General features: G+C 63.3%; 25 protein-coding genes and 2 riboswitches. Of the genes, 5 read left to right on the forward strand and 20 right to left on the reverse strand.

What is annotated here, in order from left to right:
- Positions 1 to 48: 48 nt before the first annotated feature.
- The 10 genes from hfq to ndk form a co-directional block, all read right to left on the reverse strand.
- Complete coding sequence (gene hfq / locus EV686_RS15275; protein WP_132477817.1) at positions 49 to 288, reverse strand: RNA chaperone Hfq; 240 nt, start codon at positions 286 to 288, stop codon at positions 49 to 51.
- Positions 289 to 456: 168 nt separating this feature from the next.
- Positions 457 to 1,548 carry a pyridoxal phosphate-dependent aminotransferase gene (locus tag EV686_RS15280; RefSeq protein ID WP_132477818.1) on the reverse strand — a complete coding sequence of 364 codons (1,092 nt, stop codon included), beginning with the start codon at positions 1,546 to 1,548 and terminating at the stop codon, positions 457 to 459.
- Positions 1,548 to 2,981, reverse strand: coding sequence for a ribosome biogenesis GTPase Der (der, locus tag EV686_RS15285; protein ID WP_132477875.1), 1,434 nt, complete (start codon positions 2,979 to 2,981; stop codon positions 1,548 to 1,550). Before der ends, EV686_RS15280 begins: the two co-directional genes overlap by 1 nt.
- 5 nt (positions 2,982 to 2,986) lie before the next feature.
- Positions 2,987 to 4,141, reverse strand: coding sequence for an outer membrane protein assembly factor BamB (bamB, locus tag EV686_RS15290; RefSeq protein ID WP_132477819.1), 1,155 nt, complete (start codon positions 4,139 to 4,141; stop codon positions 2,987 to 2,989).
- On the reverse strand, positions 4,141 to 4,776 hold the full coding sequence (locus EV686_RS15295; protein ID WP_132477820.1) for a YfgM family protein: 636 nt from the start codon (positions 4,774 to 4,776) through the stop codon (positions 4,141 to 4,143). The genes bamB and EV686_RS15295 overlap by 1 nt, the downstream gene beginning before the upstream one ends.
- A gap of 5 nt (positions 4,777 to 4,781) precedes the next feature.
- Complete coding sequence (hisS, locus tag EV686_RS15300; RefSeq protein ID WP_132477821.1) at positions 4,782 to 6,071, reverse strand: histidine--tRNA ligase; 1,290 nt, start codon at positions 6,069 to 6,071, stop codon at positions 4,782 to 4,784.
- Between the two features lie 52 nt (positions 6,072 to 6,123).
- Positions 6,124 to 7,416, reverse strand: a complete 1,293-nt coding sequence (gene ispG, locus EV686_RS15305) for a flavodoxin-dependent (E)-4-hydroxy-3-methylbut-2-enyl-diphosphate synthase (protein WP_132477822.1) — start codon at positions 7,414 to 7,416, stop codon at positions 6,124 to 6,126.
- Complete coding sequence (locus EV686_RS15310) at positions 7,413 to 7,895, reverse strand: helix-turn-helix domain-containing protein (protein ID WP_132477823.1); 483 nt, start codon at positions 7,893 to 7,895, stop codon at positions 7,413 to 7,415. The genes ispG and EV686_RS15310 overlap by 4 nt, the downstream gene beginning before the upstream one ends.
- The gene (rlmN, locus tag EV686_RS15315) at positions 7,892 to 9,073 is read right to left on the reverse strand and encodes a dual-specificity RNA methyltransferase RlmN (protein ID WP_132477824.1); all 1,182 of its coding nucleotides are present in this window, start codon (positions 9,071 to 9,073) and stop codon (positions 7,892 to 7,894) included. The genes EV686_RS15310 and rlmN overlap by 4 nt, the downstream gene beginning before the upstream one ends.
- A 27-nt stretch (positions 9,074 to 9,100) precedes the next feature.
- Positions 9,101 to 9,526, reverse strand: a complete 426-nt coding sequence (gene ndk / locus EV686_RS15320) for a nucleoside-diphosphate kinase (protein WP_132477825.1) — start codon at positions 9,524 to 9,526, stop codon at positions 9,101 to 9,103.
- A gap of 293 nt (positions 9,527 to 9,819) precedes the next feature.
- Here ndk and EV686_RS15325 point away from each other — a divergent pair, with 293 nt between their 5' ends.
- Positions 9,820 to 12,681 carry a valine--tRNA ligase gene (locus EV686_RS15325; RefSeq protein WP_132477826.1) on the forward strand — a complete coding sequence of 954 codons (2,862 nt, stop codon included), beginning with the start codon at positions 9,820 to 9,822 and terminating at the stop codon, positions 12,679 to 12,681.
- A gap of 529 nt (positions 12,682 to 13,210) precedes the next feature.
- On the opposite strand, the gene trmD is transcribed toward EV686_RS15325, so the two are convergent.
- The 6 genes from trmD to EV686_RS15355 form a co-directional block, all read right to left on the reverse strand.
- Positions 13,211 to 13,987, reverse strand: a complete 777-nt coding sequence (trmD, locus tag EV686_RS15330) for a tRNA (guanosine(37)-N1)-methyltransferase TrmD (RefSeq protein ID WP_132477827.1) — start codon at positions 13,985 to 13,987, stop codon at positions 13,211 to 13,213.
- A gap of 39 nt (positions 13,988 to 14,026) precedes the next feature.
- Positions 14,027 to 14,650: a ribosome maturation factor RimM gene (rimM, locus tag EV686_RS15335; RefSeq protein ID WP_132477828.1), complete on the reverse strand. Its 624-nt coding sequence runs from the start codon at positions 14,648 to 14,650 to the stop codon at positions 14,027 to 14,029.
- A 17-nt stretch (positions 14,651 to 14,667) separates the two neighbouring features.
- Positions 14,668 to 14,922, reverse strand: coding sequence for a 30S ribosomal protein S16 (gene rpsP / locus EV686_RS15340; protein WP_132477829.1), 255 nt, complete (start codon positions 14,920 to 14,922; stop codon positions 14,668 to 14,670).
- Positions 14,923 to 15,117: 195 nt separating this feature from the next.
- Positions 15,118 to 15,360, reverse strand: a complete 243-nt coding sequence (locus tag EV686_RS15345; protein WP_132477830.1) for a sulfurtransferase TusA family protein — start codon at positions 15,358 to 15,360, stop codon at positions 15,118 to 15,120.
- Positions 15,361 to 15,368: 8 nt separating this feature from the next.
- Positions 15,369 to 17,990: an alanine--tRNA ligase gene (gene alaS, locus EV686_RS15350; protein WP_132477831.1), complete on the reverse strand. Its 2,622-nt coding sequence runs from the start codon at positions 17,988 to 17,990 to the stop codon at positions 15,369 to 15,371.
- Positions 17,991 to 18,134: 144 nt separating this feature from the next.
- A complete protein-coding gene (locus EV686_RS15355) occupies positions 18,135 to 19,580 on the reverse strand; it encodes a sodium:solute symporter family protein (protein ID WP_132477832.1) in 1,446 nt (481 codons plus the stop codon).
- Positions 19,581 to 19,741: 161 nt separating this feature from the next.
- Positions 19,742 to 19,844: riboswitch (TPP riboswitch) on the reverse strand.
- Positions 19,845 to 19,892: 48 nt separating this feature from the next.
- A riboswitch (TPP riboswitch) is annotated at positions 19,893 to 19,993 on the forward strand.
- A 67-nt stretch (positions 19,994 to 20,060) separates the two neighbouring features.
- Between EV686_RS15355 and EV686_RS15360 the strand changes: the two genes are divergently transcribed.
- From EV686_RS15360 to EV686_RS15370, 3 genes are all read left to right on the forward strand, one after another.
- A complete protein-coding gene (locus EV686_RS15360) occupies positions 20,061 to 20,846 on the forward strand; it encodes a 3-oxoacyl-ACP reductase (RefSeq protein ID WP_132477833.1) in 786 nt (261 codons plus the stop codon).
- 28 nt (positions 20,847 to 20,874) lie between these two features.
- Entirely contained in the window at positions 20,875 to 22,164 is a 1,290-nt protein-coding gene (locus tag EV686_RS15365) for an LLM class flavin-dependent oxidoreductase (RefSeq protein WP_132477834.1), read from the forward strand.
- 88 nt (positions 22,165 to 22,252) lie between these two features.
- Positions 22,253 to 22,669, forward strand: coding sequence for a VOC family protein (locus tag EV686_RS15370; RefSeq protein ID WP_132477835.1), 417 nt, complete (start codon positions 22,253 to 22,255; stop codon positions 22,667 to 22,669).
- A 71-nt stretch (positions 22,670 to 22,740) separates the two neighbouring features.
- Here the strand turns inward: EV686_RS15370 and EV686_RS15375 are convergent, their stop codons facing one another.
- From EV686_RS15375 to EV686_RS15385, 3 genes are all read right to left on the reverse strand, one after another.
- Positions 22,741 to 23,169, reverse strand: coding sequence for a hypothetical protein (locus tag EV686_RS15375; protein WP_243650911.1), 429 nt, complete (start codon positions 23,167 to 23,169; stop codon positions 22,741 to 22,743).
- Positions 23,170 to 23,225: 56 nt separating this feature from the next.
- On the reverse strand, positions 23,226 to 23,735 hold the full coding sequence (locus EV686_RS15380) for a hypothetical protein (protein WP_132477877.1): 510 nt from the start codon (positions 23,733 to 23,735) through the stop codon (positions 23,226 to 23,228).
- An 84-nt stretch (positions 23,736 to 23,819) separates the two neighbouring features.
- Positions 23,820 to 24,500 carry a Crp/Fnr family transcriptional regulator gene (locus EV686_RS15385; protein ID WP_132477836.1) on the reverse strand — a complete coding sequence of 227 codons (681 nt, stop codon included), beginning with the start codon at positions 24,498 to 24,500 and terminating at the stop codon, positions 23,820 to 23,822.
- Between the two features lie 65 nt (positions 24,501 to 24,565).
- On the opposite strand from EV686_RS15385, the gene EV686_RS15390 reads away from it, so the two are divergent.
- Positions 24,566 to 24,949 (forward strand): YbaN family protein, encoded by a 384-nt coding sequence (locus tag EV686_RS15390; RefSeq protein ID WP_132477837.1) that lies wholly within the window; start codon positions 24,566 to 24,568, stop codon positions 24,947 to 24,949.
- Here EV686_RS15390 and hemN read toward each other — a convergent pair.
- Positions 24,931 to 26,322: an oxygen-independent coproporphyrinogen III oxidase gene (hemN, locus tag EV686_RS15395; RefSeq protein ID WP_132477838.1), complete on the reverse strand. Its 1,392-nt coding sequence runs from the start codon at positions 26,320 to 26,322 to the stop codon at positions 24,931 to 24,933. The genes EV686_RS15390 and hemN overlap by 19 nt on opposite strands.
- Between the last annotated feature and the right edge of the window lie 434 nt (positions 26,323 to 26,756).

Raw genomic sequence — 26,756 nt, forward strand, 5'->3', positions numbered from 1 at the left:
GGTCCCCGGGGCACGACGGGCGTTTCACGGCACGGAAGATTTTGCGGATTATTCAGCGGCTTCATCCGTCTGGAAGTTGACCGGACGCGACGGCACCACGGTGGAAATAGCGTGCTTGTAGACCATTTGCGTGACGGTATTGCGCAGCAGGACGACGTACTGGTCGAAGGATTCAACCTGGCCTTGCAGCTTGATACCGTTGACGAGATAGATGGATACGGGAACGTGTTCCTTGCGCAAGGCATTGAGGAATGGGTCTTGTAGCACCTGCCCTTTATTGTTGCTCATTTTGATGAGACTCCGTGTGTTGTTATAGGAATGCCCGGGATATGTCCAGGTTGAATATGTACTTTACAGGGTTTTCCCTAGGACGCCAAGCCTGAAACCGCTAAAACTGCGTAAGAGTTTTTCTTCTTGCGCGTTATGCCGTAACAAACATGCAATAAACTGCGTGTATCAAGCCTGTTGCCATTCATTGAGAATAGCTTCTAGCGAATCACATAGACGCCTGCTGTCGTCAGGAGTTCCCACCGTGATGCGTAAAAATTGCGCGATGCGCGGATTCGAGAAATGGCGCACCAGCACACCGCGCTCGCGCAGGGCTGCATGGATGACGACTCCTTCGTACCGGGGATGGCGGGCGAACAGGAAATTGGCCTGCGACGGCAGCACCTCGAAACCCAGGTCCCTCAGTGCTCCGGCCAGGGACTCACGCTCGTCGATCACCTGGCGGCATGCCCAGCGGAAATGCGTTTCGTCCAGGATGGAAGCCATGGCGCCGGCCTGGGCCACACGATCCAGCGGATAAGAGTTGAAGCTGTCCTTCACGCGCTGCACGCCGCGGATCAGTTCGGCATTGCCTGCGATGAACCCCACCCGGATCCCCGCCAGCGCACGCGACTTCGACAAGGTATGGATGACGGCGATGTTCTCGTGCTCGCGCAGCAGCGCAATGGCGGAATCGGCGCCGAAATCCACATAGGCCTCGTCCACGACCACGGCGCTGTCCGGATTCGCCGAGGCAATGGCGGCAATAGCCTCCAGCGGCAGTGCGATGCCCGTGGGCGCATTGGGATTGGCGAAAATGATGCCGGCCGGCACAACTTCGTGCGGTCCAATGTAGTCCTCGACGCGGATGGTGAAGTCGTCGGCCAGCGGCAGCAGCTTATGAGGAATCCGGTACAGGCCGCAATAGGTGCGATAGAAGCTGTAGCTGATGTCCGGCATCAGCAGCGGCCTGCCCTGCCGCAGGAACAGCGCATTGAAGGCATGCGCCAGCACCTCGTCGGAGCCATTGCCAACCAGGATCTGCTCGGCCCTCAGTCCGTGCAGCGTGGCGATAGCCTGGCAGAGCTGCGACGAATCGTAGTCGGGATACAACCGCAAGTCGTCATTGACTGCATCGCGCATGGCCTGCAGCGCCCTGGGAGAAGGGCCATAAGGATGCTCGTTGGTATTGAGCTTCAAAAGCCGCTGCGGCTGCGCGGGCTGCTCGCCCGGCACGTAAGGCAGCAGCCCATCGACATGATCACTCCAGAGACGGCTCACTACGACTCCTGCACGTAAGGATTTCGGGACGACTTGAACTCGACTCGCAGAGGCGTGCCGTCGAGCTTGAAAGCCGTTCGGAAACGGGTTTCCAGATAGCGGCGATAGCTGTCGGGAATGGCATCCAGCGCATTACCATGGATGACGATTCTGGGCGGATTCTGCCCGCCCTGGTGCGCGTAGCGCATTTTCGGCCTGAAGATGCCTTTGCGGGGCGGCGGCTGCTGCTCCACGGCGGCGATCAACTCGCGCGTCAGCTTGGGCGTGGACAGCTTGGCGAAGGCGGCCGCATGGGCGGCGTTGACGGAACGCAGCACTGCATCGACCCCGGCGCCATTGAGCGCCGAAATCGTGTGCAGCTTGGCGAACGACAGAAAGCGCAGTTTGCGCTCGAACTCGCGCTGCACGAACTCCTTGCGCTCGGAATCCAGCCCGTCCCATTTGTTCAGGGCCACGACCAGCGCGCGGCCAGTCTCCAGCACGAAGCCGGCGATATGCGCGTCCTGGTCCGAGATATCCTGCTGTGCGTCCAGCATCAGAAGAACCACGTTGCTGGCCTCGATAGCCTGTAGCGTCTTGATCACGGAGAACTTCTCGATGGCCTCGAAGACCTTGCCGCGCCGGCGCAGGCCGGCCGTATCGATCAGCGTGTACGACTTGCCCTTGCGCTCGAACTCCACCTCGATGGCGTCGCGCGTGGTGCCGGGCATGTCGAACGCCACCAAACGCTCTTCCCCCAGCAGGGTATTGATGAGCGTAGACTTGCCCACATTGGGCCTGCCGACCACGGCCAGCTTGATGCGGTGCTTCACCGGCTCGGGCTCGGCGGCCTCATCCTGGGCACCGTCTTCTTCCTGCGCCAGGTCGATATCCGACGGACCGTCGTCGGAGAACAGATCCTCGTCGCCTTCTCCAGGCTCATCGGGCTCGGGCGCATCGAGATGCGAAAGCGCATGGTCGATCAGGTCGCTCACGCCATCGCCGTGCGATGCGGAGATGGCTCGCGGCTCGCCCAGGCCCAATGCATGGAACTCCGCGATGGAGGCTTCGTGGCGCATGCCTTCGGCCTTGTTGACCGCCAGCACCACGTGCTGCGCGCCCCGGCGCAGCAGGCGGGCGATTTCCTCGTCATGCGCGTTCAGCCCGGCTCGGGCGTCCACCAGGAAGATGACGACATCCGCCTCGGCGATGGCCTGCAGCGTCTGCTTGGCCATTTCCTTCAGGATGCCCTGCTTGGCCACCGGCTCGAAACCGCCGGTATCGACCACCAGATAGGGCCGGTTGCCCATGCGGCCTTCGCCATAATGACGGTCGCGGGTCAATCCGGAAAAATCGGCGACCAGCGCCGCGCGCGTACGCGTCAGGCGGTTGAACAGCGTCGACTTGCCGACGTTGGCGCGGCCAACCAGCGCAATGACCGGCTTGGGAGAGATCGTGTTCAATTGGCTCCTACCAGAGTCAAATTACCGCCGGAGGTCTGCACCACGATGCCGCGGGGCGTGGCCAGCAGCGGGGAGACGATCGGCTTGCTGTCGACGCGGATGCGGCCCAGCAATTGTCCATCGGAACGCGACAGGAAGTGCACGTAGCCCTGATAGTCGCCGAATGCGACGCCGTCCGCCACGACGGCCGGCGCGGAAAGCCGGCGATTGCGCAGGGTTTCCTGCTTCCATGCGGGTGCGCCGGTGCGCAAGTCGAACGCATGCGCGATATCGCGCGTGTCGGCGGCATAGACATGCGCCTGGTCCGACCCCAGCCCGGTGTTGCTGGAGAAATACTGCTGCCATGCGGGCTGTCCGCCCTGAGTCACGTCGAAGCAGGTCACCTGGCCCTGATAGGCGACGCCGCACAGCAGCGGCCCCTGGATCTGGGGCGTGCCCAGCACTTCGACGATGCGCTCCAGGTCGGTCGCGCCCTGCGACAGGGCGACCGTACCCTCCCACTGGACATTGCCGCTGGCGATGTCGATGGCGATCAGCTTGCCGTTGGGCAGGCCGGACAACACCATCCCGTCGACGATGATCATCTGGATATTGGTCTTGAGCGCCAGCGCGGGTCCCGGACGCTGGACGTTCCAGCGAAGTTCTCCGGTACGCGCATCGAACGCCTGGATGCGATAGTCGCCGCTGCGCACCGCCACGATGCCGTTGCCGACCGCCGGCGGAACACTGACCTCGCTGGTGGCGCGGACGCGCCACAGTTCCTTGCCGCTGTCGTCATAGGCGACGACATGGCCGTCGGGAGTTGCCACAGCGGTGACATTGCCGTCGCTGCCGACACCCGCGGAAAGACGGGAATCGGTCGATGCGCGCCAGACGATCTGCCCCGAAGCCAGGCTTACCTTGGCCACGTTGCCATTGGGCGTCGCGGCATAAACGGCATCGTCCACCCAGACAGGCGAGAACCCGACTCCGCCGCCGCTGCCGATCGATACCGACCACAGTTGCTGGGCCGAGATTCCCGGCGCATATTCCGTCAGCTCGGCCGGCTCGGTGCGCGGATCAGTACTGGAGCATGCGGCGAGGGTCACCGCGGCCACGGCGGCGGCAGCTGCGCGCAGCCAGCGCGAATGGACTGGACTGGACTTCATCATCAGGCATCACCCAAAGCATCGATTTTCAGTTGAATGATCTGCGCCGCAGGCTGGGCCCCGAGCAGTTTCACCGCATTTTCCCATGCGGCGCGGGCATCTTCCTTCTTGCCCTGCGCATACAGGACGTCGCCGCGGCGGTCGGCATAAAGGGCCTCGAACTCGGCCGGCGCATTGGACAGCTGCGCCAGCGCCTGGTCGTACTGCTCCTGCTCCAGCAGCAGGCCTGCCAGGCGCAAGCGCGCCAGCGGCGTGAGCGCGGCATCGGTATTGTTCTTCACCAGCCAGTCCAGCTGCGTCCTGGCGCCCTCGAGGTCCTTGCGCTCATGCAGTGCATGCGCGGCGATCAGCACGCCGCGCGAGGCGTATCCGCTCTTGGGGAATTTTTCGCGCAGTGTCTCGCTGGCCGCCTTGATGCGCGCCGCGGAGTCCGTATCGTTGTCGACTGCCGCAGTCTGCAACGCCTCGAAATAACCCATGGCCTGGGATGCCTGGTGACTCTGGTACCACTGCCAGCCGCGCCAGCCGAGGATGGCGGCCACCACCAGGAACAGCAACGTCAGGCAGAGCGTTCCATAGCGCTCCCACCAGGCGCGCAGCGCATCCAGTTTTTCCTGTTCTTCCAAATCGTATGCCATGTGCCTCAAACCTTTGCTTTCAATACTTCGACCAGACGATCCAGCGGGACCGTCTCCTGCTGCGCGGTTTCTCCCGCCTGCTGCGCGCGCAGCCACTTGACGCTTGCCGTGCGCGACTTGACTTCGTCATCGCCGAATATCACGGCGGCGCCGGCTCCGCTGGCATCCGCCCGCTTGAACTGGGACTTGAAGCCGCTGGAACCGGCGTGCACGATAACGCATAACCCGGCATCGCGCAGCAATTCCGCCGTCGTTGCCGCCAGGCGCTGCGCCTCGTCGGACTGGTGAACGATATAGACCTGGCATTCCGGCTTGGCCGGCTGGGGGGAACTCTGTTCCCAGAGATCCAGCAGGCGCTCCATGCCGATCGCATAGCCGGCCGCGGGCGCGGGTTTGCCCCCCAACAGGCCGATCAGACCATCATAGCGGCCACCGCCGCACACGGTACCCTGCGCGCCGAGGCGGTCGGTCACCCATTCGAACACCGTCAGATTATAGTAATCGAGCCCGCGCACTAGACGGGGATTGAGCCGGTAGGCCACGCCCGCGTCATCGAGGCGGCGGCGCACGCCATCGAAGTGGGCCAGCGATTCGGCGCCCAGGAAATCGAACAGCTTGGGCGCGGACTCGGCCATTTCCTGCATGGCGGGGTTCTTGGTATCGAGCACGCGCAGTGGATTCGTGTACATGCGCCTGCGCGCTTCTTCGTCCAGCACGTCGACGTGCTTTTCGAGGTGGGAGATGAGCGCGGCGCGATGCGCCTGGCGCTCTTCCGCCTGTCCCAGGGAATTGAGTTCCAGCCGGATGTCGTTCAGACCAAGGCGCTTCCACAGGCGAGCCAGCATCAGGATGAGTTCCGCATCGATGTCCGGCCCCGCGAACCCCAGGGCTTCCACGCTGATCTGGTGGAACTGGCGATAGCGGCCGCGCTGCGGCCGCTCGTGGCGGAACACCGGTCCGATGGAATAGACGCGATGCGGCCTGTCGTACAGAAGATTGTGCTCGATGGCGGCCCTGACCACGCCCGCCGTGAACTCGGGGCGCAGCGTCAGGTGTTCGTCATTCAAGGAATCGGTGAAGGAATACATTTCCTTCTCGACGATGTCCGTGACTTCGCCGATGCCGCGCGTGAACAGGCGCGTGTGCTCGAGAACCGGAGCGCGCAGCGTACGATAGCCATAGCTGCCTAGCCATTCTCGCACTATCCCTTCAAGGGTTTCCCAGCGTACGCCCTCATCGGGAAGGATGTCTTTCATGCCGGTCAGGGCACGGACTTTCTGAAACGACTGCGTCATAAATACTCTTTAGCGCCCTCTTCTCTCAGGGCCATGATAGGTTGCCGCGCTCTCAGGCCGTTACCTTGCGGCCGTAGCGGCGCTCGACATAGTCCTCGACGATGGCCTGGAACTCCTGGGCGATGGCGTCGCCCTTGAGCGTCACAGTGCGCTCGCCATCGACGAACACCGGCGCCGAGGGAATCTCGCCCGTGCCCGGGAGACTGATGCCGATGTCCGCGTGACGGCTCTCGCCCGGCCCGTTGACCACACAGCCCATCACGGCCACGTTCATGGTTTCCACGCCGGGATACTTGTCTTTCCAGACCGGCATCTGCCTGCGCAGGTAGGCCTGGATATCATCCGCCAATTCCTGGAACACGGTGCTGCTGGTGCGCCCGCACCCTGGGCATGCCACCACCATAGGAGTGAAGGCCCGCAAGCCCATGCTCTGCAGGATCTCCTGCGCTACGATGACTTCCCTGGCGCGGTCGCCGCCGGGCTCCGGCGTCAGGGAAATGCGAATCGTATCACCAATGCCCTGCTGCAGCAGCACGGCGAGCGCAGCCGTCGAGGCCACGATGCCCTTGCTGCCCATGCCGGCCTCGGTCAGGCCCAGATGCAGCGGGTAGTCGCAGCGCGAGGCCAGGTCCTGGTAGACCGTGATCAGGTCCTGCACGTGGCTGACCTTGCACGACAGCACAATGCCGTTGGGAGACAGCCCCAGCTCTTCGGCGCGCCGCGCATTGCTGATGGCCGAGACCACCAGCGCGTCCCGCATCACGGCCTGCGCGGGCCATGGCGTGGAGCGCTTGCTGTTCTCGTCCATTTTCCTGGCCATCAGCTCGTGGTCCAGACTGCCCCAGTTCACGCCGATGCGCACGGGCTTGTCGTAGCGGCAGGCGATCTCGATCATCTGCGCGAAATTGTCGTCGCGCTTCTTGCCGCCGCCCATATTGCCGGGATTGATGCGGTACTTGGACAGCGCCTGGGCGCATTCCGGATACTGAGTCAGCAGTTTGTGACCGTTGTAGTGGAAATCGCCCACCAGCGGCACGGATACGTTCATGCGATCGAGCTGCTCGCGGATGGCGGGCACTTCCTGCGCGGCCTCCGGCGTATTGACCGTGATGCGGACCATTTCCGAGCCGGCCTGCGCCAGCTCTTTTACCTGGATGGCCGTGGCAATGGCCTGGGTCGTGTCGGTATTGGTCATGGACTGCACCACGACCGGGGCGCCGCCGCCTACCTGGACCGAATGGCCACCCCAGCGCACCTGCACCGGCCGGGTGTTGAGCCGGCCGGCCGCGCCCACAGCCAGAGGCCGGGCCTGCGTGGAGGAATCGAGACTATCCGTGCTACTCATGTCTTCAACGCTTTGAGCCAGTCGAATATCAGCCATGAATCGGGGACCCAGCCGCGTCCGATGGCATAGAAAACCGCAACGGCGAGAAACAGGAGGATGATGACCAGCCACCCCCAGGGACGGCTGACGGATTCGGTATGCAGCGGCATATCGGCCGCACGCACCGCAGCCGGACGCCTGAGCCCTTCGGCCCCCAGTCCGGGTTGCTCGCCCGGCGCCTGGCTTTCCAGCATCACCAGCAACGCATCGGTATCCGCCTCGAGGAAGCGGCCGTAATTGCGCACCATGCCCTTGAGCGGCATGCCGGCGGGCAGGCGCGACCAATCTTCGTTTTCCAGCGCCTCGAGCTGGCCTACCGAGAACTTCAGCCTGGCGGAAACTTCCTGCAGCCTGAGCCTGCGCGCCTCGCGCAGTTCTTTCAGGGTGCGGCCGAGGCCCATTGCCCCGACTTCTTCAAGCGTATTCGGATCGGCGTTCATCCACGCTCCTGTTTGATGGCGATGACAGCCCTGTCCGGCAGGCGCTCATGGATGCGCGTCCTGTCCTTGACGTCGCCGGCAAGCTGTCCACAGGCCGCCGCGATATCGTCGCCGCGGGTCTTGCGCACGGTGGTCACGACCCCCGCATCCATCAGGATCCGCGAAAACTCGCGCACCCGAACATGGGAAGAGCGCTTCAGGCCCGATTGCGGGAAAGGATTGAATGGTATCAGGTTCAGTTTACACCGCACCTGTCCGGCGATCGCGATCAGTTCATGCGCGTGCTGGTCGGTATCGTTGATGCCGTCGAGCATGATGTACTCGAAGGTGATGAAATCGCGCGGCGCCGCTTCCAGATAGCGGTTGCAGGCGTCCAGCAGTTCCACAAGCGGATACTTGCGGTTCAGCGGCACCAGCCTGTCGCGCAGCGCATCGTTGGGCGCATGCAGCGAAACAGCCAGGGCCACGGGGCAATCCCGGCGCAGGCGGTCCATCATGGGCACCACGCCGGAAGTGGAAACGGTTACCCGGCGGCGCGACAGGCCGTAGGCATTGTCGTCCAGCATGAGTTTCAGGGCGCCAAGCACCTGGTCGTAATTGAGCAGCGGCTCGCCCATGCCCATCATGACCACGTTGCTGATGACGCGTTCCGGCTCGCCCACGGGTTCGTTGCCGTCTCCGGCGGGCAGGCGGGCCATGGCGCCGTCCGCCTCGAGCTCGCGCTTCGCGTACCAGAGCTGGCCGATGATTTCCGCCGTCGTCAGGTTGCGATTGAAACCCTGGTAGCCGGTGGAACAGAATGGGCAGGCGACCGTACAGCCTGCCTGGCTTGAAATGCACAGCGTTCCGCGATCGTCCTCGGGAATGAAGACGGCCTCGACCGCGTTGTTGCCACCCACGTCGAACAGCCACTTGCGCGTGCCATCGGACGAGACATGGCAGGTCAGCGCCTTGGGGCCCTGGATGACGCAATTGGCGGACAACTGCCGGCGAAAGTCTTTCGCCAGGTCTGTCATGTCGTCGAAGGAATCGACGCTGCGCCGATGCAGCCAGCGTTGAAGCTGGCGCGCACGGAACGGCTTGCCCCCCCACTGACCGACCAGCTCAGCCAGCGCGTCGGACTCCACCCCCAGCAAATTGATGGGAGCGGATGGCTGGGACTGGACAGGTGTCGTCATGGGAGAGCCTTCAGGGTTGCCGATGGATCACCGGCTGTAGACCTGGCTTTCGGGGAAGAAGAAAGCCACTTCGACAGCGGCGGTTTCGGCCGCATCGGAGCCGTGGACGGCATTGGCGTCGATGCTGTCGGCGAAGTCGGCGCGGATGGTGCCGGGCTCAGCCTTCTTGGGGTCGGTCGCACCCATCAGGTCCCGGTTCTTCTGGATGGCGTTTTCGCCTTCCAGCACCTGGACGAACACAGGGCCCGAAACCATGAAGTCGACCAGATCCTTGAAGAAGGGACGTGCGCTGTGCACGGCGTAGAAACGCTCTGCTTCGGCGCGGGACAGTTGCGCCAGGCGCGCCGCGACGACCTTCAGGCCGGCCTGTTCGAAACGGGCGACGATCTGGCCGATGACATTTTTTGCGACGGCATCAGGCTTGATGATGGAAAGAGTGCGTTCGATAGCCATGTAAAATCCAATGAAAAAAAGAATGAAAACAATCAGTTCGTTCCAGCCGGCGCGCATTTCCCGGTCAGTTAAAATCGATATCGACACCGAAGGCGCGCAGGCAAGTTCCGCAATATTTCGTGAACCCGGTATTTTACCATGCCCGAACCGGCCCGCCGCATCATAAAATAGACGCGCCCGCCGCCCGCCCGACGGCTCCCTTTTCCCATTTATACCCGACCGCCGGGAAGCAAAACCTGCAGCCGCGGGCGACTTCCTATATAGTCAGCACTTTTGCCTCGTTTTTCCGCATCATGACCGTCAATACCCCGAACGATACCGCCCCGCTGGACAAAAGCTTCGAGCCCGGCAGCCTGGAGTCCCGCTGGTACCAGCAATGGGAAGCCCAGGGCTACTTCACCGCCGGCCAGCACACCCAGCCCCCGCAAGGCCGGCAAGGCGAGCCGTTCGTGATCCAGTTCCCCCCGCCCAACGTCACCGGCACGCTGCACATGGGCCACGCCTTCAACCAGACCGTCATGGACGGACTGGTGCGCTACCACCGCATGCGCGGCGACGATACCGCCTTCATCCCCGGCACAGACCATGCCGGCATCGCCACCCAGATCGTGGTGGAACGCCAGCTTGACGCGCAGAAGATCTCGCGCCACGACCTGGGCCGCGAGGCCTTCATCGAGAAAGTCTGGGAATGGAAGCACAAATCGGGCAGCGCCATCACCGAACAGTTTCGCCGCCTGGGCTCCTCCGCCGACTGGTCGCGCGAATACTTCACCATGGACGACAACCTTTCCAGGGGCGTGGTGGAAACCTTCGTGCGCCTGTACGAACAGGGCCTGATCTATCGCGGCAAGCGCCTGGTCAACTGGGACCCCGTCCTCGGTACGGCGGTTTCCGACCTCGAGGTCGTCAGCGAGGAAGAAGACGGCCATATGTGGGAGATCCGCTATCCGCTGACCACGCCCGAAGGCGGCCTGGACAGCCTGACGGTGGCGACGACGCGCCCCGAGACCATGCTGGGCGACGTGGCCGTCATGGTGCACCCCGAAGACGAACGCTACGCCCGTCTCATCGGCAAGACGGTGCGCCTGCCGCTGTGCGACCGCGAGATCCCCGTCATCGCCGACGACTACGTCGACCGCGAGTTCGGCACCGGCGTGGTCAAGGTCACTCCTGCCCACGACTTCAACGACTATGCCGTGGGACAGCGCCACGGCCTGCCGCAGATCAGCATCCTGACGCTGGACGCCCGCATCGCCGAGACCGCGCCCGAAGCCTATCGCGGCATGGACCGCTTCGAGGCCCGCAAGGCCATCGTCGCCGATCTCGAGGCCCAGGGCCTGCTGGCCGCCGTCAAGCCGCACAAGCTGATGGTGCCGCGCGGCGACCGCACCAGCACCATCATCGAGCCCATGCTGACTGACCAATGGTTTGTCGCCATGAGCCAGCCCGCGCCGCAAGACTCCCTGCATCCCGGCAAGAGCATCACTGAAGTGGCGCTGGAGGTTGTGCGCGACGGCCGTGTCAGCTTCGTGCCCGAGAACTGGAGCAACACCTACAACCAGTGGCTGAACAACATCCAGGACTGGTGCATCTCGCGGCAATTGTGGTGGGGTCACCAGATTCCCGCCTGGTACGGCCCCGAAGGGCAGATCATTGTCGCCCGCGATGAAGCCGAGGCGCGCCGCAAGGCCGAGGCCGCCGGCATCAAGGGCGAACTCACGCGCGACCCCGACGTGCTGGACACCTGGTTCTCCTCCGCGCTGGTGCCTTTCACCGACCTGGGCTGGCCCGAGCAGACGCCCGACCTCGAGCGCTACCTGCCCTCCAGCGTGCTGGTTACGGGCTTCGACATCATCTTCTTCTGGGTCGCCCGCATGGTCATGATGAGCATGCACCTGACCGGCAAGGTCCCGTTCCATACAGTGTACGTGCACGGCCTGGTCTGCGACGCCGACGGCAAGAAAATGAGCAAGTCCAAAGGCAACACCATCGATCCGGTCGATCTGATCGACGGCATCGGCCTGGAAGCCCTGCTGGAAAAGCGCACCTCCGGCCTGATGAATCCGCGCCAGGCGGAGAGCATCCGCAAGAAGACCACGAAGGACTTCCCCAACGGCTTCCCCGCCTTCGGCGCCGACGCCCTGCGCTTCACCATGGCCGCCTACGCGACCCTGGGCCGCAACATCAACTTCGACCTGAAGCGCTGCGAAGGCTACCGCAACTTCTGCAACAAGCTCTGGAACGCCACCCGCTTCGTGCTGATGAACACCGAAGGCCATGCGCTGGCGCCCAGGACAGACTGCGACTTCAGCTTCGCCGACCGCTGGATCACCAGCCAGCTGCAGCGTCTGGAAAGCGAGATCGAGCGCGGCTTCGACGAATACCGCTTCGACAACATCGCCAATGCCATCTACCACTTCGTCTGGGACGAATACTGCGACTGGTATCTGGAACTGGCCAAGGTCCAGTTGCAAACTGGAACCGAGCGCGCGCAAGCCGGCACGCGCCGCACGCTGATCCGCGTGCTGGAAACCGTGCTGCGCCTGGCCCACCCCATCATTCCGTTCATCACGGAAGAACTATGGCAAACCGTCGCCGTCGCCGCCGGTCGGCGCGGCTCCTCGCAAACCACCAGCATCAGCGTCCAGCCGTATCCCGTCGCCGACACGGCCAAGATCGACGAAGACGCAGAGCAGCAGATCGTCCAGCTCAAGGCCCAGGTCGACGCCGTGCGCGCCCTGCGTGGCGAAATGAGTATTTCCCCGGCCCAGCGCGTGCCGCTGATCGCCCGCGGCGACGCCGCCACCCTGGAACGCAACCGCCCCTACCTGCTCGCCCTGGCCAAGCTGGAAGATCTCAAGATCGTGGACCAGTTGCCCGACGACGGCGCTCCCGTCCAGGTGGTCGGCACGACCGAACTGATGCTGCACGTGGAAATCGACGTCGAAGCCGAACGCATCCGCCTGGGCAAGGAGATTGCCCGCCTGGAAGGCGAAATCGCCAAGGCCAACGGCAAGCTCTCCAACGCCAGCTTCGTCGAACGCGCCCCTGCCGCCGTCGTCGAACAGGAAAAGGCCCGCGTAGTCCAGTTCGGCCAGACGCTGGAAAAAGTGAAAGCGCAACTGGCCCGCCTGGAGCAGGCAGCCAAGGCCTGAAATATAGGCGAAAACTCTCTCGCCCTCCTTCGGCTCCTCATGCAAAGCAGGCATCTGTACGATTGTCCGGATGCCTGCTTTTTTTCCGCCGGGCCGTCCCTAGGCAAAAAGCGCCCCCTTGGGGGGAATTCAGCACCGAACACAGCGGCTGGGCGGTATTGCTGTTGAGCTGAAAGCACATCCGCCCATTGAGCGGCAGGCGCACTTGATCCCGGCACGCACCTTTTCGGCACGACGCCTTTGGTATAGAAACTGTCCCGCTACGTGGTGAAGTCAGGTAGACATATACGTTGGTATATCGGAGAACTCCCAATGCCTGCTGGCAACGTTAAACGACCAATGGGACAATTCACATTGTCATTAGGAATAAGCTGCGGCGGCCCGCAAGAGCCTGGGAATTCCAGCAATTCGAAGTGAATGATTGATTCGGGCATTAGGCCGCATTGGAGCCTGTCCTGTTGTCGGAAACTACAGTGGACATCCATGCCGAGTGGATATAACTTGATTGATGTCAGGTTCCAATCAGTGTCTAGCGCACCAAAGGCATCAATGAACGCAGAAACGCCTCATCAGCCTTGCTCAGCAACCCCTGCTCCCGGGCCCGCTCGATCAGCTCCGGCCTGCGCCGCAACGTCAATTCCAGCGACCGCTCCCGACGCCACTGAGCGATATTCTTGTGATGCCCCGACAACAACTCAGACGGAACCTCCAGCCCATGGTAGCTTTCCGGCCGCGTGTAATGCGGACTGTCCAGCAAGCCAGTCAGCGCATCATTGAAAGAATCCTGCGGCGCCGACTGCGCATCATTCAGCGCCCCCGGCAACAACCGCACCACACTGTCCATGACGGCCAGCGCAGCAATCTCCCCGCCGGAAAGCACAAAATCCCCCAGGGAAATCTCATCCGTGACGCAGCGCTCGATGAAACGCTGATCCACCCCCTCATAGCGCCCGCACACCAGAATCGCCCCCCGCGTTTCGGAAAGCCCCTGCGCCACACCCTGATCAAACCGCCTGCCCGTCGGACTCATCAGAATGACCGGCGCATCGCCCGATGCCGCATCAGCCTGCGTGCGCGCAGCCTGCGCCGCGCGCACCGCCTGCTCCAGCGGCTCGGCCATCATCACCATGCCTGGACCGCCGCCGTAAGGCCTGTCATCAACCGTACGGTGCACATCATGCGTGAAATCCCGCGGATTCCACGCATGCAAGTGCCATAGCCCCCGCTGACGCGCACGACCACTGACGCCAAAGTCGCCTATGGCATCGAACATATCGGGGAAAAGGGTGATGACATCGAACCGCATGGCTATCCTTGAAAGGCCCGGCTATGCGCCGCCCACGGCTCAGAGATCAGCGGGCCAGTTGCTGACGATCGTCCTTCCGTCCAGATCCACCCGCAGCACATGCGCCGCAACGAACGGCACCAGCGTTTCCTGCGCCCTGCCCTTGTCGTCGCGCAGCATGACAGGCTCGCCATCAGCAGGGGCATAGCGCGTGACATGCATGATCGCATGCGCGCCATTGTCTGACATATCCGACACCTGACCGATCAGGACGCTTTGCCCATCATCGTTCTCGCCATACAGCCAGCACCCGATCAGATCCACCCAGTAGTACTCGTCTTCCTGGGGAGAGGCAAAACCACTGCGCGGCACCTGGACCGTCCAGCCTTTCAGGGACTGCGCGACATCGCGGTCGTCCAGGCCTTCAAGCTGCGCGATCAAGGTTGCGCCATGCGGCCTGCAGAACAGGACCCGCCTGCGCTCCGGACCCGGACGCGACAAAGCACCCGTTCCTGCTGGAGCAACGGGTGCCTGCAACCACCATGTCTTGCTGGAGAGCAAGGTTTCCGCCTGGGCGGAATGCGGCTGGATCTTGACCCAGCCGCGCACGCCATGCGCGGACAGCACGCGCCCAAGCTCGACGAGATCGTCGGGAACGGCCGTACGGCCCGCAGCTGTGGACACGGTACGCCCCGCGTCTATCAGGCGGCAGCCTTGGCGGAGTATTCCTTGATCAGTCGCTGAACGACTTCGGACGGCTTGGCGCCGTTATCCAGCCAGTACTGGACGCGATCCTGGGCCAGGCGCAGGTTTTCCTGGCCATCCTTGCCGACAGGATTGTAGAAGCCAAGGCGCTCGATGAAGCGGCCATCGCGACGATTGCGCGAGTCGGTTGCAACGACATTGTAGAACGGACGTTTCTTCGAGCCACCGCGGGCCAGACGAATCACCACCATAGGTAATCCTTTGAAAATGTTGTGGAAAACAGAAGATTCTAGCACTTTTGAAGCCTTGCAGGCAAGCGGAGTTCGTATTTTATGAAATCCCGCTTCCCCGCTGCACCAAGAGTTGCTGGCGAACCACGAAAAACAAACAATAAAACAGCCTAAAACCCATGTGCGGCCGCCGCATGCCGCACTATACAGAAACGCTCAGCGGCGCCGCAGGTAATGCACCGCCACGCCGTCCGACTCGGACTGCAGCAGCAACGCATTGCCGGTCTGCTCCGCGAACGCCTGGAAATCGCGCACCGCATGCAGGTCGGTCGTGACCACCCTCAGCACCTGCCCGCTCTCGATCTGCGCCAGGGCTTTCTTGGCGCGCAGGATAGGCAGCGGGCACTTCAGGCCCGAAGCATCGATTTCCAGGTCGGCGACAGGATGGTCTTTTTCCATGGAAAACCTCAAGCCAGGCGCTCGCGCACCCAGGCATCCACGGAAGACAGGGCCGGCTTCAGCGCGGCGGCATCCGTGCCTCCGCCCATGGCCATATCGGGGCGGCCGCCTCCCTTGCCTCCGACCTGCGCGGCGACGAAGCCGACCAGATCGCCGGCCTTGACCTTGCCGGTGAGATCCTTGGTCACCCCGCCGACCAGGCTGATCTTGCCTTCCGCGCCGGTCGCCAACAGCACGATCGCCGACTGCAGCTTATCCTTCAGCTGATCCGCCATGCCGCGCAAAGCCTTGGGATCGGCGTCCGGCAATTGCGCGGCCAGCAGCTTGGCGCCGCCCGGCAACTCGATGGCCTGGCCGAGCAGATCATTGCCCGCCGACGCCGCCAGCCTGGCCTGCAATTGCTCGCGCTCGCGCTCCAGCATCTTGAGCTGGGACTGCAGAAGGCCGATGCGCTCGACCAGATCCACCGGCTGCGTCTTCAGCGCAGCCGCGGCGCGCGACAGCGTGCCATTGACCTCGCGCACCCATGCCAACGCATTGCTGCCGGTAATGGCCTCGACACGGCGTACGCCCGCGGCCACGCCGCCTTCGGACACGATCTTGAACAGGCCGATGTCGCCGGTGCGCTCGACGTGAGTGCCGCCGCACAGTTCGCGCGACGAGCCGATGTCGAGCACGCGCACGACATCGCCGTATTTTTCGCCGAACAGCGCCATGGCGCCCGTCTGCACGGCGTCGTCGTAAGGCATGAGGCGCGCCTGGGTAGGCTCGTTGCGCAGGATTTCGGCGTTGACCAGGTCTTCCACCCTGGCGATCTGCTCGGCCGTCATGGGCGCGTCATGCGAGAAGTCGAAACGCGTCTTGTCGGGATCGACCAGCGATCCGCGCTGTTGCACATGGCCGCCCAGCACCTCGCGCAGCGCCTTGTGCATCAGGTGCGTGGCCGAGTGATTGCGGATGGTGCGCGCGCGGCGCTCGATATCGACACGCGCATCGACCGTATCGCCGATCTTCAGGCTGCCGCCGCGCAGCTCGCCATGATGGCCGAAGACATTGCTCTGGATTTTCTGCGTATCCTGTACCTGGAACACGGCATCGCCGGCCAGCAGCTCGCCCGTATCGCCGACCTGGCCGCCGGATTCGGCATAGAAAGGCGTGACGTCGAGCACAACGACGGCCTGCTGCCCCGCCGACACCGATGGCACCGAAACGCCATCAACGTACAGCGCAGTCACGCGGCCCTGCGCCTGCAGGCGCTCGTATCCTTCGAAACGGGTTTCCACGCCATCGTAGGACAGGCCTTCGGCCGCCTTGAACTTGCCCGCGGCGCGCGCCTGCCTGCGCTGCTGCTCCATGGCGGTCTCGAAACCGGCATGATCCACTTCGACATTGCGCTCGCGACAGATGTCCGCAGTCAGGTCGACCGGGAAGCCGTAGGTGTCATAGAGCGTGAACAGCGTCTGGCCGTCGAGCACGGCGCCCTTCGGCAAGGCCGCCAGCGCGGCATCGAGGATCTTGATGCCGTGCTCCAGAGTCTCGCTGAAACGTTCTTCTTCCTGGCGCAGTACCTGCTCGACGCGCTCCTGCTGCGCCTTCAGTTCGGGATAGGCATCGCCCATCTGCGCGACCAGATCACCCACCAGCTTGTGGAAGAACACGCCGGACTGGCCCAGCTTGTGGCCATGGCGCAGGGCGCGCCGGATGATACGGCGCAGCACATAGCCCCGCCCTTCATTGCCGGGTATGACGCCATCGACCACCAGGAAGCTGCAGGCGCGGATGTGGTCCGCAATGACCTTGAGCGAATTGTTGGACAGATCGGCCGTGCCCGTTTCGCGCGCCGCCGCGCGGATCAGCGCCTGGAACAGGTCGATCTCGTAATTGGAATGCACGTGCTGCAGCACGGCGGAAATGCGCTCCAGGCCCATGCCGGTATCGACACAGGGCTTGGGCAGCGGATTCATGTTGCCCTCGGCATCGCGCTCGAACTGCATGAACACCAGATTCCAGACTTCGATGTAGCGGTCGCCGTCTTCTTCCGGCGATCCGGGCGGACCGCCCCAGATTTCCGGACCGTGGTCGTAGAAGATCTCGGAACACGGGCCGCAGGGGCCGGTGTCGGCCATCTGCCAGAAGTTGTCGGACGCGTAGCGCGCGCCCTTGTTGTCGCCGATGCGAATGATGCGCTCGCGCGGCACGCCGACTTCGTCGGCCCAGATGTCATAGGCCTCGTCGTCTTCCTGGTAGACGGTGACCCAGAGCTTTTCCTCAGGCAGGCCGTAGACCTTGGTCAGCAGCTCCCACGCGTACTGGATGGCGTCGCGCTTGAAATAGTCGCCGAAGCTGAAGTTGCCCAGCATCTCGAAGAAAGTATGGTGGCGCGCGGTATAGCCGACGTTTTCCAAGTCGTTGTGCTTTCCCCCGGCGCGCACGCAGCGCTGCGACGTGGTCGCCCGACGATAGGGACGCGTTTCCTTGCCAGTGAAGACATCCTTGAACTGCACCATGCCCGCATTGGTGAACAGCAACGTCGGATCGTTGCCAGGCACCAGCGACGAGGACGGCACGATCTGATGCCCTTTGGATTCGAAGAATGAAAGGAACTTCTGGCGTATTTCTGAGGTCTTCATCGATAGGAAAACACAATGGAATATGGGTAACAGGACATTATATCGAGCAACCGGAAGATGCGCTTTCCACCGCCTTGTTCCGGGCGTTTCCGCACTGCAAAGCGTTGTATCCGCAACGCAGCACCGCCTGGCGGGCGGCCAGCCCTACAGCGTATCCAGGCGGCGTATGGTCCCCGCCAGCGACTGCAGGTCGAACGGCGCGCGCGCGGGCCTGACGATGCGCAGCAGCAGGATCACCGCCGCCGGCACCAGCGCCGCCATCAGGAACGACTCCAGCAGATAGGTCGGAGGCTCGCCCGGCATCGGAAACAGGAACAGCCCCGCCGCCAGTCCGCCCAGTGTGCCTGCCGTGGCATCGAAGCCATTGTGCCGGGCGCTGAACAGCCCGTAGAACACGGGGAACGCCGCCGCCGCGCACAGCAGGTCCGCCAGCAGGAACAGGTACAGCACGCTGTAGCCTTGCGCCGCTACGATCATGACGGGAATGGCCAGCAGCAGGATCAGCCAGCGCGACAGCCGCATCAGCGCGGCCGTGCCTACATTCGGCAGCAGCCTGCCGACATCGACCGCCACGATGCTGGACACCGCGCTGATCGTGGTGTCGGCGCTGCTCATGACCAGGGCAAGCCCCAGCGGAATCAGGGCGATGGCGAGCCAGAGCGGAATCTGCGGCATGACGACGCTGAACAGCGCCACGGAGCTGTCGCCTTCCGGCGCCAGCCCGACGAACGCCAGTCCGAACAGGCCCATGACGAAGATGAACGGCACGACCAGCACGCCGCCCAGCAGGAAGCCGTTACGCATGGTACGCGTGTCGCGCGCGGAATAGATGCGCTGCCAATTTCCCTGATGGAATATTCCGGTCAGCAGGATGGCGACGAAAAAAGTCACGCCGGCCTTGATCCCCACCGGATCGCTCAGATCGAGCAATTGCGGCGCCCTCTCCTGCAGGGCCTGGGTCACGTTGGCAACGCCGCCCGAAGCCTTCCAGCCGATGAACACGAGCGCCAGCAGCAGGGGCACGATGATGACGACCTGCACCTTGTCGGTGAAGATGGAAGCCTTCAGCCCGCCGTAGGCGGTATACAGCAGCGTGAAGCCCATCACGATAGCCGCCGTCAGCCATAGCGGCACCGGCGCCAGCAGCGTCACCAGCTTGGAAATGGCCGTGATCTCCGCCGCCATGGCGATGAACATGTAGAACAGCATGATGAGCAGCGCCAGCGCGTACATGGAGCGTCCGTAGCGCGCCATCAGGAACTCCGTCAGGGAATGACCGCGCGGGATCAATTCGCGCATGCGCTTGCCCAGGGGAATCATGGCAATGCGCGGCGACATGGCGCCCAGCGAATAGCCGATCACGGCGGCCAGCCCGCCCCAGGTGGCCGCCTGCGGAGGCGAGAACAGGATCCACGCCCCCAGGGACGACGCCAGCAGCGTCAGCAGCGTGGCCACCGAACCCTGCGTATTGCGGGCGACGATATAGTCTTCCAGCGTGTGGCTGGAACGGCGCGCGTAAAGCATGCCGGCCACGGCGAACGCCGCGGAAAACAGGATCAACCAGAACAATGCGGATTGTGTGCTCAGCATGCGCGCCTCCATGACCACTTGCCAAAACGGAAGTCCCGGCTTTCATGCCGGAATTCCCTGAGTTTGCGGGAAAGGCGCGCATCATCTTTTGCCGCTGCCCCCGGCAAGGCCATTCTCTCGGGGGCCGGGAGTCCGCATGGCGGAGATACCCCGGGGCGCTTTCATGCGCGGGATTCCTTCCCTTCGCCGGTATTACCCGGATCAGGTTCGAAGGGTCACGACGCGATGTCGAATCTCAGCCTGAAGGCCCCCCTAGGAACTGGGCGCATTATAGCGATAGTCCGTGCCTGAAATCCATGCTATGTTTATGCCTGCTTCGACACGGGGTGTCCTGCCGCACGGGCGGGGCTGAGAACAAACCCGTAGAACCTGATCCAGCTCATACTGGCGAAGGGATGTCCGCCGTCACGCCTTATACGCGCATACCGCGCCACCGCTCCGGCATGGCCCATCCCTCGCCGCCACACTTCGAGGATTGCCATGACGACCAACAGCCACCCCGCTCCAGCCATTGCAGACCAACTGGTGCTCGTCACCGGCGCCAGCCGTGGCCTGGGCGCGGAAATCGCCCGCGCCTTCCTGCGGCAAGGCGCCAGCGTTATCGTCAATTACCTGAACAATGCCGAGGCGGCGGCCCGCCTGGCCGACGGCGCGCCCGACCGGGCCATGGCCGTGCAGGCGGACGTCTGCGATCCGGCCGCCCTGGAGGCGCTGGCCGCCAAAGCGCAGGCCAGGTTCGGGCGGCCGATCTCCACCGTCGTGAACAATGCGCTGCCCTCCTTCTCGTTCAACGGCGACGCCAGGCCGCACGCCGACACGCTGTCGTGGGAGCATCTGCACCAGCAGTTCGAAGGCATCGTGCGCGGCGCACTGAACACCACCCAGGCGGCCCTGCCGGGCATGCGCGCGCTGGGATTCGGGCGCATCATCAATATCGGCACCAACCTGGTCCAGAACCCCGTCGTTCCGTACCACGACTACACGGCGGCCAAGGCCGCGCTGCTGGCGTTCACGCGCACCCTGTCGCAGGACCTGGGCCCCGACGGCATCACCGTCAACATGCTGTCCGGCGGCCTGCTGCGCACCACCGACGCTTCGGCGGCCACGCCGGAAGCCGTGTTCGACTACATTGCCGCCAATACGCCGCTGCGCCGCGTCACCACGCCTCGGGAGTTCGCCGAAGCCGTGCTGTTCTTCGCCTCGCCCTGGTCGCGCGCCGTGACCGGGCAGAACCTGGTCGTGGACGGCGGCCTCGTCAAGAACTGATCCGTCGATATTTCTCAAGGTCAATATCATGATGCACCTGAACCTGTTCCTGCTCGGCGCCGGCCATCACACCGCCGCCTGGCGCCATCCTGATTCCGCCATCGAACGCATGGGCGACATCAGCTATTACGAAGACATGGCGCGGCTGGCCGAGCGCGGCAAGCTGGACGCCATTTTCCTGGCCGACGGCCAGGCGGCGACCAATGTTTCCGACAGCCCGCGCTGGTTCCTGGAGCCGATCACGACATTGACGGCGCTGAGCCGCGCCACGGAGCGCATCGGGCTCATCTGCACCATTTCCAGCACTTTCTTCACGCCATTCCATGCCGCGCGCCTGATGGCGTCGCTGGACCATATTTCCAAAGGCCGCACCGGATGGAACGTCGTCACGTCCATGTTCGATGCCGAAGCCCGCAACCACGGCTACGAATCCATGCCCGCGCACGCGGAACGCTACGCCAGGGCCGAGGAATTCATCGACGTCGTGCTGAGGCTCTGGGACTCCTGGGCCGATGACGCCCGCCCCCTGGATCGCAGTGGCGACTATGTGCGCAAGGATGCCGTTCGCCAGATCCTGCATCATGGAGAACACTTCCTGGTCGATGGTCCGCTGACCGTTCCCCGTCCTCCGCAAGGCCACCCTGTCCTGTTCCAGGCCGGCGCATCGTCCGAAGGCCGCGAGCTGGCGGCACGCCGGGCGGAAGCCATCTATGCCGTCGCCTATGACCTTCCTGCGGCGCAGGCCTACTACAGCGACATCAAGGCGCGGGTAAAGGCGGCGGGACGCACAGATCCCGTCCCCATCCTGCCCGGTCTTGTCACCTACGTCGGCTCGACGGAAGAAGAAGCGCGCCGCAAGCAGCGCGAACTGGATGAACTGCTGCCATCGGAAGCGGCGCTGCGGCAACTGGGCCTGTATGTGGGGCGCGACTGCTCGGGCTGGGACCTGGACGCTCCGGTTCCGGCACTGATGCCGCTGGAAGATTTCACCGGCCCCAAGGGGCGCTACGCGACGGTCCTGCGCATCATCGAAACCGAAAAACCGACGGTGCGCCAGTTGCTCGGACGGCTGGCGGCCGGAGGCGGACACTGCACCATGATCGGCACGCCCGAGAGCATCGCCGACCGTATGGAACACTGGTATCGCAATGGCGGAGCCGACGGTTTCAATCTTATGCCGCCCGCCCTGCACAGCAGCGTCGGCGACTTCATAGACCATGTCGTTCCGGTGCTGCAGCAACGCGGCCTGTTCCGCCGGGAATACGAGCACGACACGCTGCGCGGCCATCTGGGCCTGGCCCGTCCGCCGCGCAGCTGAACGCTGGAAAGCCGTGAAGGGCGCCGCATCCCGAGGCGATGACCCTCGTAGAATGACGGCCTGCCCTCAGCAAAAACAAGGAGCCGCAATGCAGCCAGGCATTTCCACCATCACACTGGGCGTCGATGATCTCCAAGCCGCCGTGGCCTTCTATCGCGACGGCCTGGGCCTGCCCACCAAAGGCATCATCGCCAGCCATGTCCCGCACGGGGAAGTGGCGTTCTTCCAGTTGCAGCCCGGCCTCAAGCTCGCGCTCTGGCCGCGCGCCAGCCTGGCGAAAGATGCGGGCCTGCCGGTCGGCCCCGCCAGCGCGACCGAAGTCCTGATCAGCCACAATGTCGCTGCCAGGGATGATGTCGAAGCCGTGCTGGACCGGGCGCGCCAGGCCGGCGCAACCGTCCTGAAAGAGCCAGGCCCTGCTTTCTGGGGAGGCCATACGGCCTATTTCCAGGATCCGGACGGCCACTTGTGGGAAATCGTCTGGAATCCCAAGTGGCAAGGCTAGAAAGGCGGTCTACATAATCCGGACCAGCGCCGGAAGCGTTCGCACCGGCCCAAGGCCAGCGCTCCGGCGTCCTATTGCAATGCGCCCCAGCGCAGCACGGCTGGCTCTGCGCTGGCCCAGCGCCAGCCGCCCTCCTGCCGGCAGATGGAGGCCAGGTAGGCGGACTCGGTCTCGTCGGACTCCACCGTAAACAGCACCTCGCGGCAGGACGCCAGCGGATTGTCGATCTCGCGGACAACCTGGATGCTGCCGCGTTCATTCCCGTAGGGAATGCTTCGCCGCACCTCCCAGGCCTTTACCCGCCCAGGCGGCAACTCTCCCGCCACGCGGGCCATGAGATTCTGCTGGTCGTTCTTCCATGTTCGCAATACGTACTTCACGGAAGCATCGATGGCCGCCTGCGTGCCCACGGCCACGGCATAGCCTACGGCGGGATTCGCCGTGGCGGCGCTGGACGCCACGCCCGCCGCAGCCCCCACCCCGGACCCGAAGGACGACATGGTGCAGCCCGTCGCCGCAAACACGCAAAGCGATCCGCACAATACGGCCAGCCGCCTCACTGCAATGATCCCCAGCGGGCCGTGGCGGGCTCGGCCGACGCCCAGCGCCATTGCCCCCGGTCGTCGCAAATGGTCGTTACGTAATAGGCGTGCGGCGTTTCCGGCGGCGCATTCATCGCTACCACGGAGAATACGATTTCCTTGCACGACAGACCGATGCCGCCTATCAGCCGGCTCACGGCCACCTTGCCCTGCGCATCGGACTCGATCGGCAGCCCATGGATCACCGCCCAATCGCCGACCTCGCCAACCTGGAGCCTGGCCGCCGCCTGCGCGATGGCGTCCTGCTCCTCCGCCCTCGTCCTGCGCTGCGCATATTGCAGCCCGGCCTTTGCCGCCGCCTGCACGCCCAGGCCAATGCCGGTCGCCAATGCCGCATTGTCCGTCATGCTGTCGGCAATGGCAGCGCCGGCAATCCCGGCGCCGGCGCTGGTGCCTTCCATCAGGAAGGAGCTGCAGCCCGACAGGAGCAAGGCCGTCAATAACGGCACAAAATATGGATACATGGCCGCAAATGTATTACAGCCGGCAACCGTCAACAACCGGATTGACACTTATTGTCAATCCGCCGCCCGTCTGTTTGGAGGGTCCTAACCCTGGTAATTGGTCAGCGCCTGGACGTCGAGCAGCGTGATCTGCCGGCCGTTGACCTCGATCATGTTCTTGTCCGCCAGCTCGCGCAGGATGCGCGAGAAGTGCTCCGGCGTCAGGTTCAGGCGCGATGCGATCACCGTCTTGCTCGTTTCCAGCCTGAGCTGGCAGCCATCCCTGCAGTCGTCGGCGTGCATGAGATAGCCGATCACGCGCTGCGCGCCGGTCTGCAGGGAATAGGCCTTGATATCGCTCATCCGGGCATGCAGCCGCTGGCTCAGGCTGGCCAGCAGGCGGCGCGCCAGCTTGCCGTCGCGATCCAGCATATCGAACAGGGCCTCCTTGGCCACATGCAGCAGCAGGCTGTCGCACAGCGCCTGCGCATCCAGGATGTACGGCTTGTCGACGAACATCAGGGCCTCGCCGAAGCTCTCGCCATCACCGATCAGCCTGGCCACTTTCTCGTGTCCCTGGTCCGTCTTGAAGTAGAGCTTGATCTGTCCGTAGACGACGATGTGGAAGCCCACGCATGGATCATTGCGGCGAAACAGGACCTCTCCGCGCGCGAGATGGACGGCGGTCGTCGCCTGCGCTACGCGCTCCAGGTCGCGGGAGCCGAGCTCGCAGAACAGCGAAGCCCGGGAAAGATGCTCGGGTATCAGTGCGGATTGCGTGTTCATCTTGCTAGAATCCCAGGAAACACTGTGAAGATCGTCTCCGATGCCGAACTCCCGGCCATCCGATCATGAAAATTTTCTACATCTCCGTCGGAACCGTGTCGCTGGCGCTAGGCATACTGGGAATCGTATTGCCGCTGCTGCCAACCACGCCATTCCTGCTGCTGGCATCGGCCTGCTACGTGCGCGGGTCGGAACGCCTGCACCGCCGCCTGATGGAGCATCGCGTGCTGGGGCCCTATATCCAGGCGTTCCGCAACGGCGAGGGCATTCCGCTGCGGGGCAAGGTCTGCGCCCTGCTGTTCCTGTGGACTTCGCTTGCCTATTCCGCCTGGATGGTGCCCCTCCCCTGGGTATGGCTGCTCTTGCTCATACCCGGCATCGGCGTCACCACCTACTTGCTGCGTCTTCCGACGCGCCCTCCCGCCATCCGTCAGATCAGCCGCGAATAGGTCGAGCCCGTCGGCTGGCCGATATAGCGGTCGAACACCATGCCCATGGCCCGGACGAACAGCCTGCCCGTCGGCAGGACTCGGATCCCCTGGTCGTCGGCCTCCAGCAGCCCCCCTTCCCGGAAAGGCTCCAGCTCGGATAGCTCCTTCGAGAAATATGTCTTGAAATCAATATCGTAGCGCCGGTTGAAACTGTCGAAATCGATGGGGTTGCTGCACATCACGGTCATGATGACATCGGCCCGCAGCACGTCGTCGCTGGAAAGGCCAAACCCCTTCTCGATGGGCAGCCGGCCCGCGTCCAGATGGGCATAGTAGGACTTCAGGCTGCGTGTGGACTGACTGTACGAGCGCCCTACCTTGCCGATGGCCGAGACGCCCAGACCAACCAGGTCGCATTCCGCCCGCGTGGTGTAGCCCTGGAAATTGCGGTGCAGGCTGTAGTCCAGCCTGGCGCGGTTCAGCTCGTCGTCGGGCCGGGCGAAGTGATCCAGGCCGATATAGATATAGCCCGCGTCGAGCAGGCGCTGCATGGCATGCAGGAAAATCTGCAGCCGCTCCTCGGCCGACGGCAGGTCGGCGGCGGAGATCAGGCGCTGGGCCTTGAAGCGCGAAGGCAGGTGCGCGTAGTTGTACAGTGCAATGCGGTCGGGAGACAGCCGTACGACATGATCCAGGGTAACATCGAACGAAGCCAGGGTCTGCTTGGGCAGGCCGTAGATGAGATCCATGTTGATGGAACGAAAGCCCGCATCCCGGCTGGCCTGCAGCGTGGTTTCCACCATCTTGACCGGCTGGATGCGATTGACCGCCAGTTGCACCTGGGGATCGAAATCCTGCACGCCGAAACTGGTGCGGTTGAATCCCAACCCGGCCAGCCTGTGCATGATGGGGCCGTCCACCGTGCGCGGGTCGATTTCGATGCCGAACTCGGCATCGTCCGAAAAATCGAAATACTCATGCAGCAGGCGCATGAGCTCGTCGAGCTCCGCCGCGTTCAAGAATGTGGGCGAGCCTCCGCCGAGATGCAGTTGGGATACGGTGCGCTTCTCTCCCAGATGCGGCGCCAGCAGCTCTACCTCGCGCCTCAGGTAGCGGATGTACTCCGCCGAGCGGCTGTGGTCCTGGGTGATAATCTTGTTACAGGCGCAGAAATAGCAAAGCGACTGGCAGAACGGCAAGTGGATATAGATGGACAACGGCGGGCTGCCGGGATCGGATGCACGTTGCTGCAGGTAGTGGATGTATTCCACTTCATCAAATCCATCGAGAAAGCGATCAGCCGTCGGGTACGAGGTGTATCTCGGGCCAGACTTGTCGTAGCGGCGCACCAGCGCTTCAGAAATCTGGATGTCGGAGGAAATAATATTCATGCGATGTGGATCCTGGAATTCCCTGAATTATCGACCGGTTTACTCAGGCAATCGTTGACCTACATCAATAACAGGAGAGCACACCTGCACAGTACGTCATATCGTCTCGTCGCTTTCCTCCAGATAAGGCAAGAATGCGGCAAATTCCCATATCACGCAAGATAATGCGCAAATTCCCGTTCTATTTCCCGTTTCCGATCATTACCGTTTGTCCATTTCATGGAAAATCGCACTGCAACATCCATTTTTTGAAGCAAAAAAACACGAATCATCCCTCAACCGTCCCGAAAATCAGCGAAAGATATCGTATTATTTAAGTCATTTCGCAAACCATCCATACTGCCGGACGGCATGCCTCCGATGCCGTATGCGATGCTTTCCAGCCGCTGCGCGTACACGTAGAGGCGTTCTTTCCATTCAAAGCCAAACACCCA

Origin of the sequence: Paracandidimonas soli, from assembly GCF_004342005.1 — a bacterium.
GTDB lineage: Bacteria > Pseudomonadota > Gammaproteobacteria > Burkholderiales > Burkholderiaceae_B > Paracandidimonas > Paracandidimonas soli.

What these genes read in the sequence shown, in the direction of transcription:
- hisS (WP_132477821.1), bottom strand. Translation starts at nt 6,071, where the DNA reads ATGACGCAGTCGTTTCAGAAAGTCCGTGCCCTGACCGGCATGAAAGAC.
- alaS (WP_132477831.1), bottom strand. Translation starts at nt 17,990, where the DNA reads ATGAAGACCTCAGAAATACGCCAGAAGTTCCTTTCATTCTTCGAATCC.
- EV686_RS15380 (WP_132477877.1), bottom strand. Translation starts at nt 23,735, where the DNA reads ATGTATCCATATTTTGTGCCGTTATTGACGGCCTTGCTCCTGTCGGGC.
- hemN (WP_132477838.1), bottom strand. Translation starts at nt 26,322, where the DNA reads ATGAATATTATTTCCTCCGACATCCAGATTTCTGAAGCGCTGGTGCGC.
- EV686_RS15355 (WP_132477832.1), bottom strand. Translation starts at nt 19,580, where the DNA reads ATGCTGAGCACACAATCCGCATTGTTCTGGTTGATCCTGTTTTCCGCG.
- rpsP (WP_132477829.1), bottom strand. Translation starts at nt 14,922, where the DNA reads ATGGTGGTGATTCGTCTGGCCCGCGGTGGCTCGAAGAAACGTCCGTTC.
- ispG (WP_132477822.1), bottom strand. Translation starts at nt 7,416, where the DNA reads ATGAGTAGCACGGATAGTCTCGATTCCTCCACGCAGGCCCGGCCTCTG.
- EV686_RS15365 (WP_132477834.1), top strand. Translation starts at nt 20,875, where the DNA reads ATGATGCACCTGAACCTGTTCCTGCTCGGCGCCGGCCATCACACCGCC.
- bamB (WP_132477819.1), bottom strand. Translation starts at nt 4,141, where the DNA reads ATGATGAAGTCCAGTCCAGTCCATTCGCGCTGGCTGCGCGCAGCTGCC.
- EV686_RS15325 (WP_132477826.1), top strand. Translation starts at nt 9,820, where the DNA reads ATGACCGTCAATACCCCGAACGATACCGCCCCGCTGGACAAAAGCTTC.
- EV686_RS15370 (WP_132477835.1), top strand. Translation starts at nt 22,253, where the DNA reads ATGCAGCCAGGCATTTCCACCATCACACTGGGCGTCGATGATCTCCAA.
- EV686_RS15385 (WP_132477836.1), bottom strand. Translation starts at nt 24,500, where the DNA reads ATGAACACGCAATCCGCACTGATACCCGAGCATCTTTCCCGGGCTTCG.
- rlmN (WP_132477824.1), bottom strand. Translation starts at nt 9,073, where the DNA reads ATGACGACACCTGTCCAGTCCCAGCCATCCGCTCCCATCAATTTGCTG.
- EV686_RS15345 (WP_132477830.1), bottom strand. Translation starts at nt 15,360, where the DNA reads ATGGAAAAAGACCATCCTGTCGCCGACCTGGAAATCGATGCTTCGGGC.
- EV686_RS15360 (WP_132477833.1), top strand. Translation starts at nt 20,061, where the DNA reads ATGACGACCAACAGCCACCCCGCTCCAGCCATTGCAGACCAACTGGTG.
- EV686_RS15375 (WP_243650911.1), bottom strand. Translation starts at nt 23,169, where the DNA reads ATGTCGTCCTTCGGGTCCGGGGTGGGGGCTGCGGCGGGCGTGGCGTCC.
- EV686_RS15310 (WP_132477823.1), bottom strand. Translation starts at nt 7,895, where the DNA reads ATGAACGCCGATCCGAATACGCTTGAAGAAGTCGGGGCAATGGGCCTC.
- EV686_RS15295 (WP_132477820.1), bottom strand. Translation starts at nt 4,776, where the DNA reads ATGGCATACGATTTGGAAGAACAGGAAAAACTGGATGCGCTGCGCGCC.
- EV686_RS15390 (WP_132477837.1), top strand. Translation starts at nt 24,566, where the DNA reads ATGAAAATTTTCTACATCTCCGTCGGAACCGTGTCGCTGGCGCTAGGC.
- ndk (WP_132477825.1), bottom strand. Translation starts at nt 9,526, where the DNA reads ATGGCTATCGAACGCACTCTTTCCATCATCAAGCCTGATGCCGTCGCA.
- trmD (WP_132477827.1), bottom strand. Translation starts at nt 13,987, where the DNA reads ATGCGGTTCGATGTCATCACCCTTTTCCCCGATATGTTCGATGCCATA.
- hfq (WP_132477817.1), bottom strand. Translation starts at nt 288, where the DNA reads ATGAGCAACAATAAAGGGCAGGTGCTACAAGACCCATTCCTCAATGCC.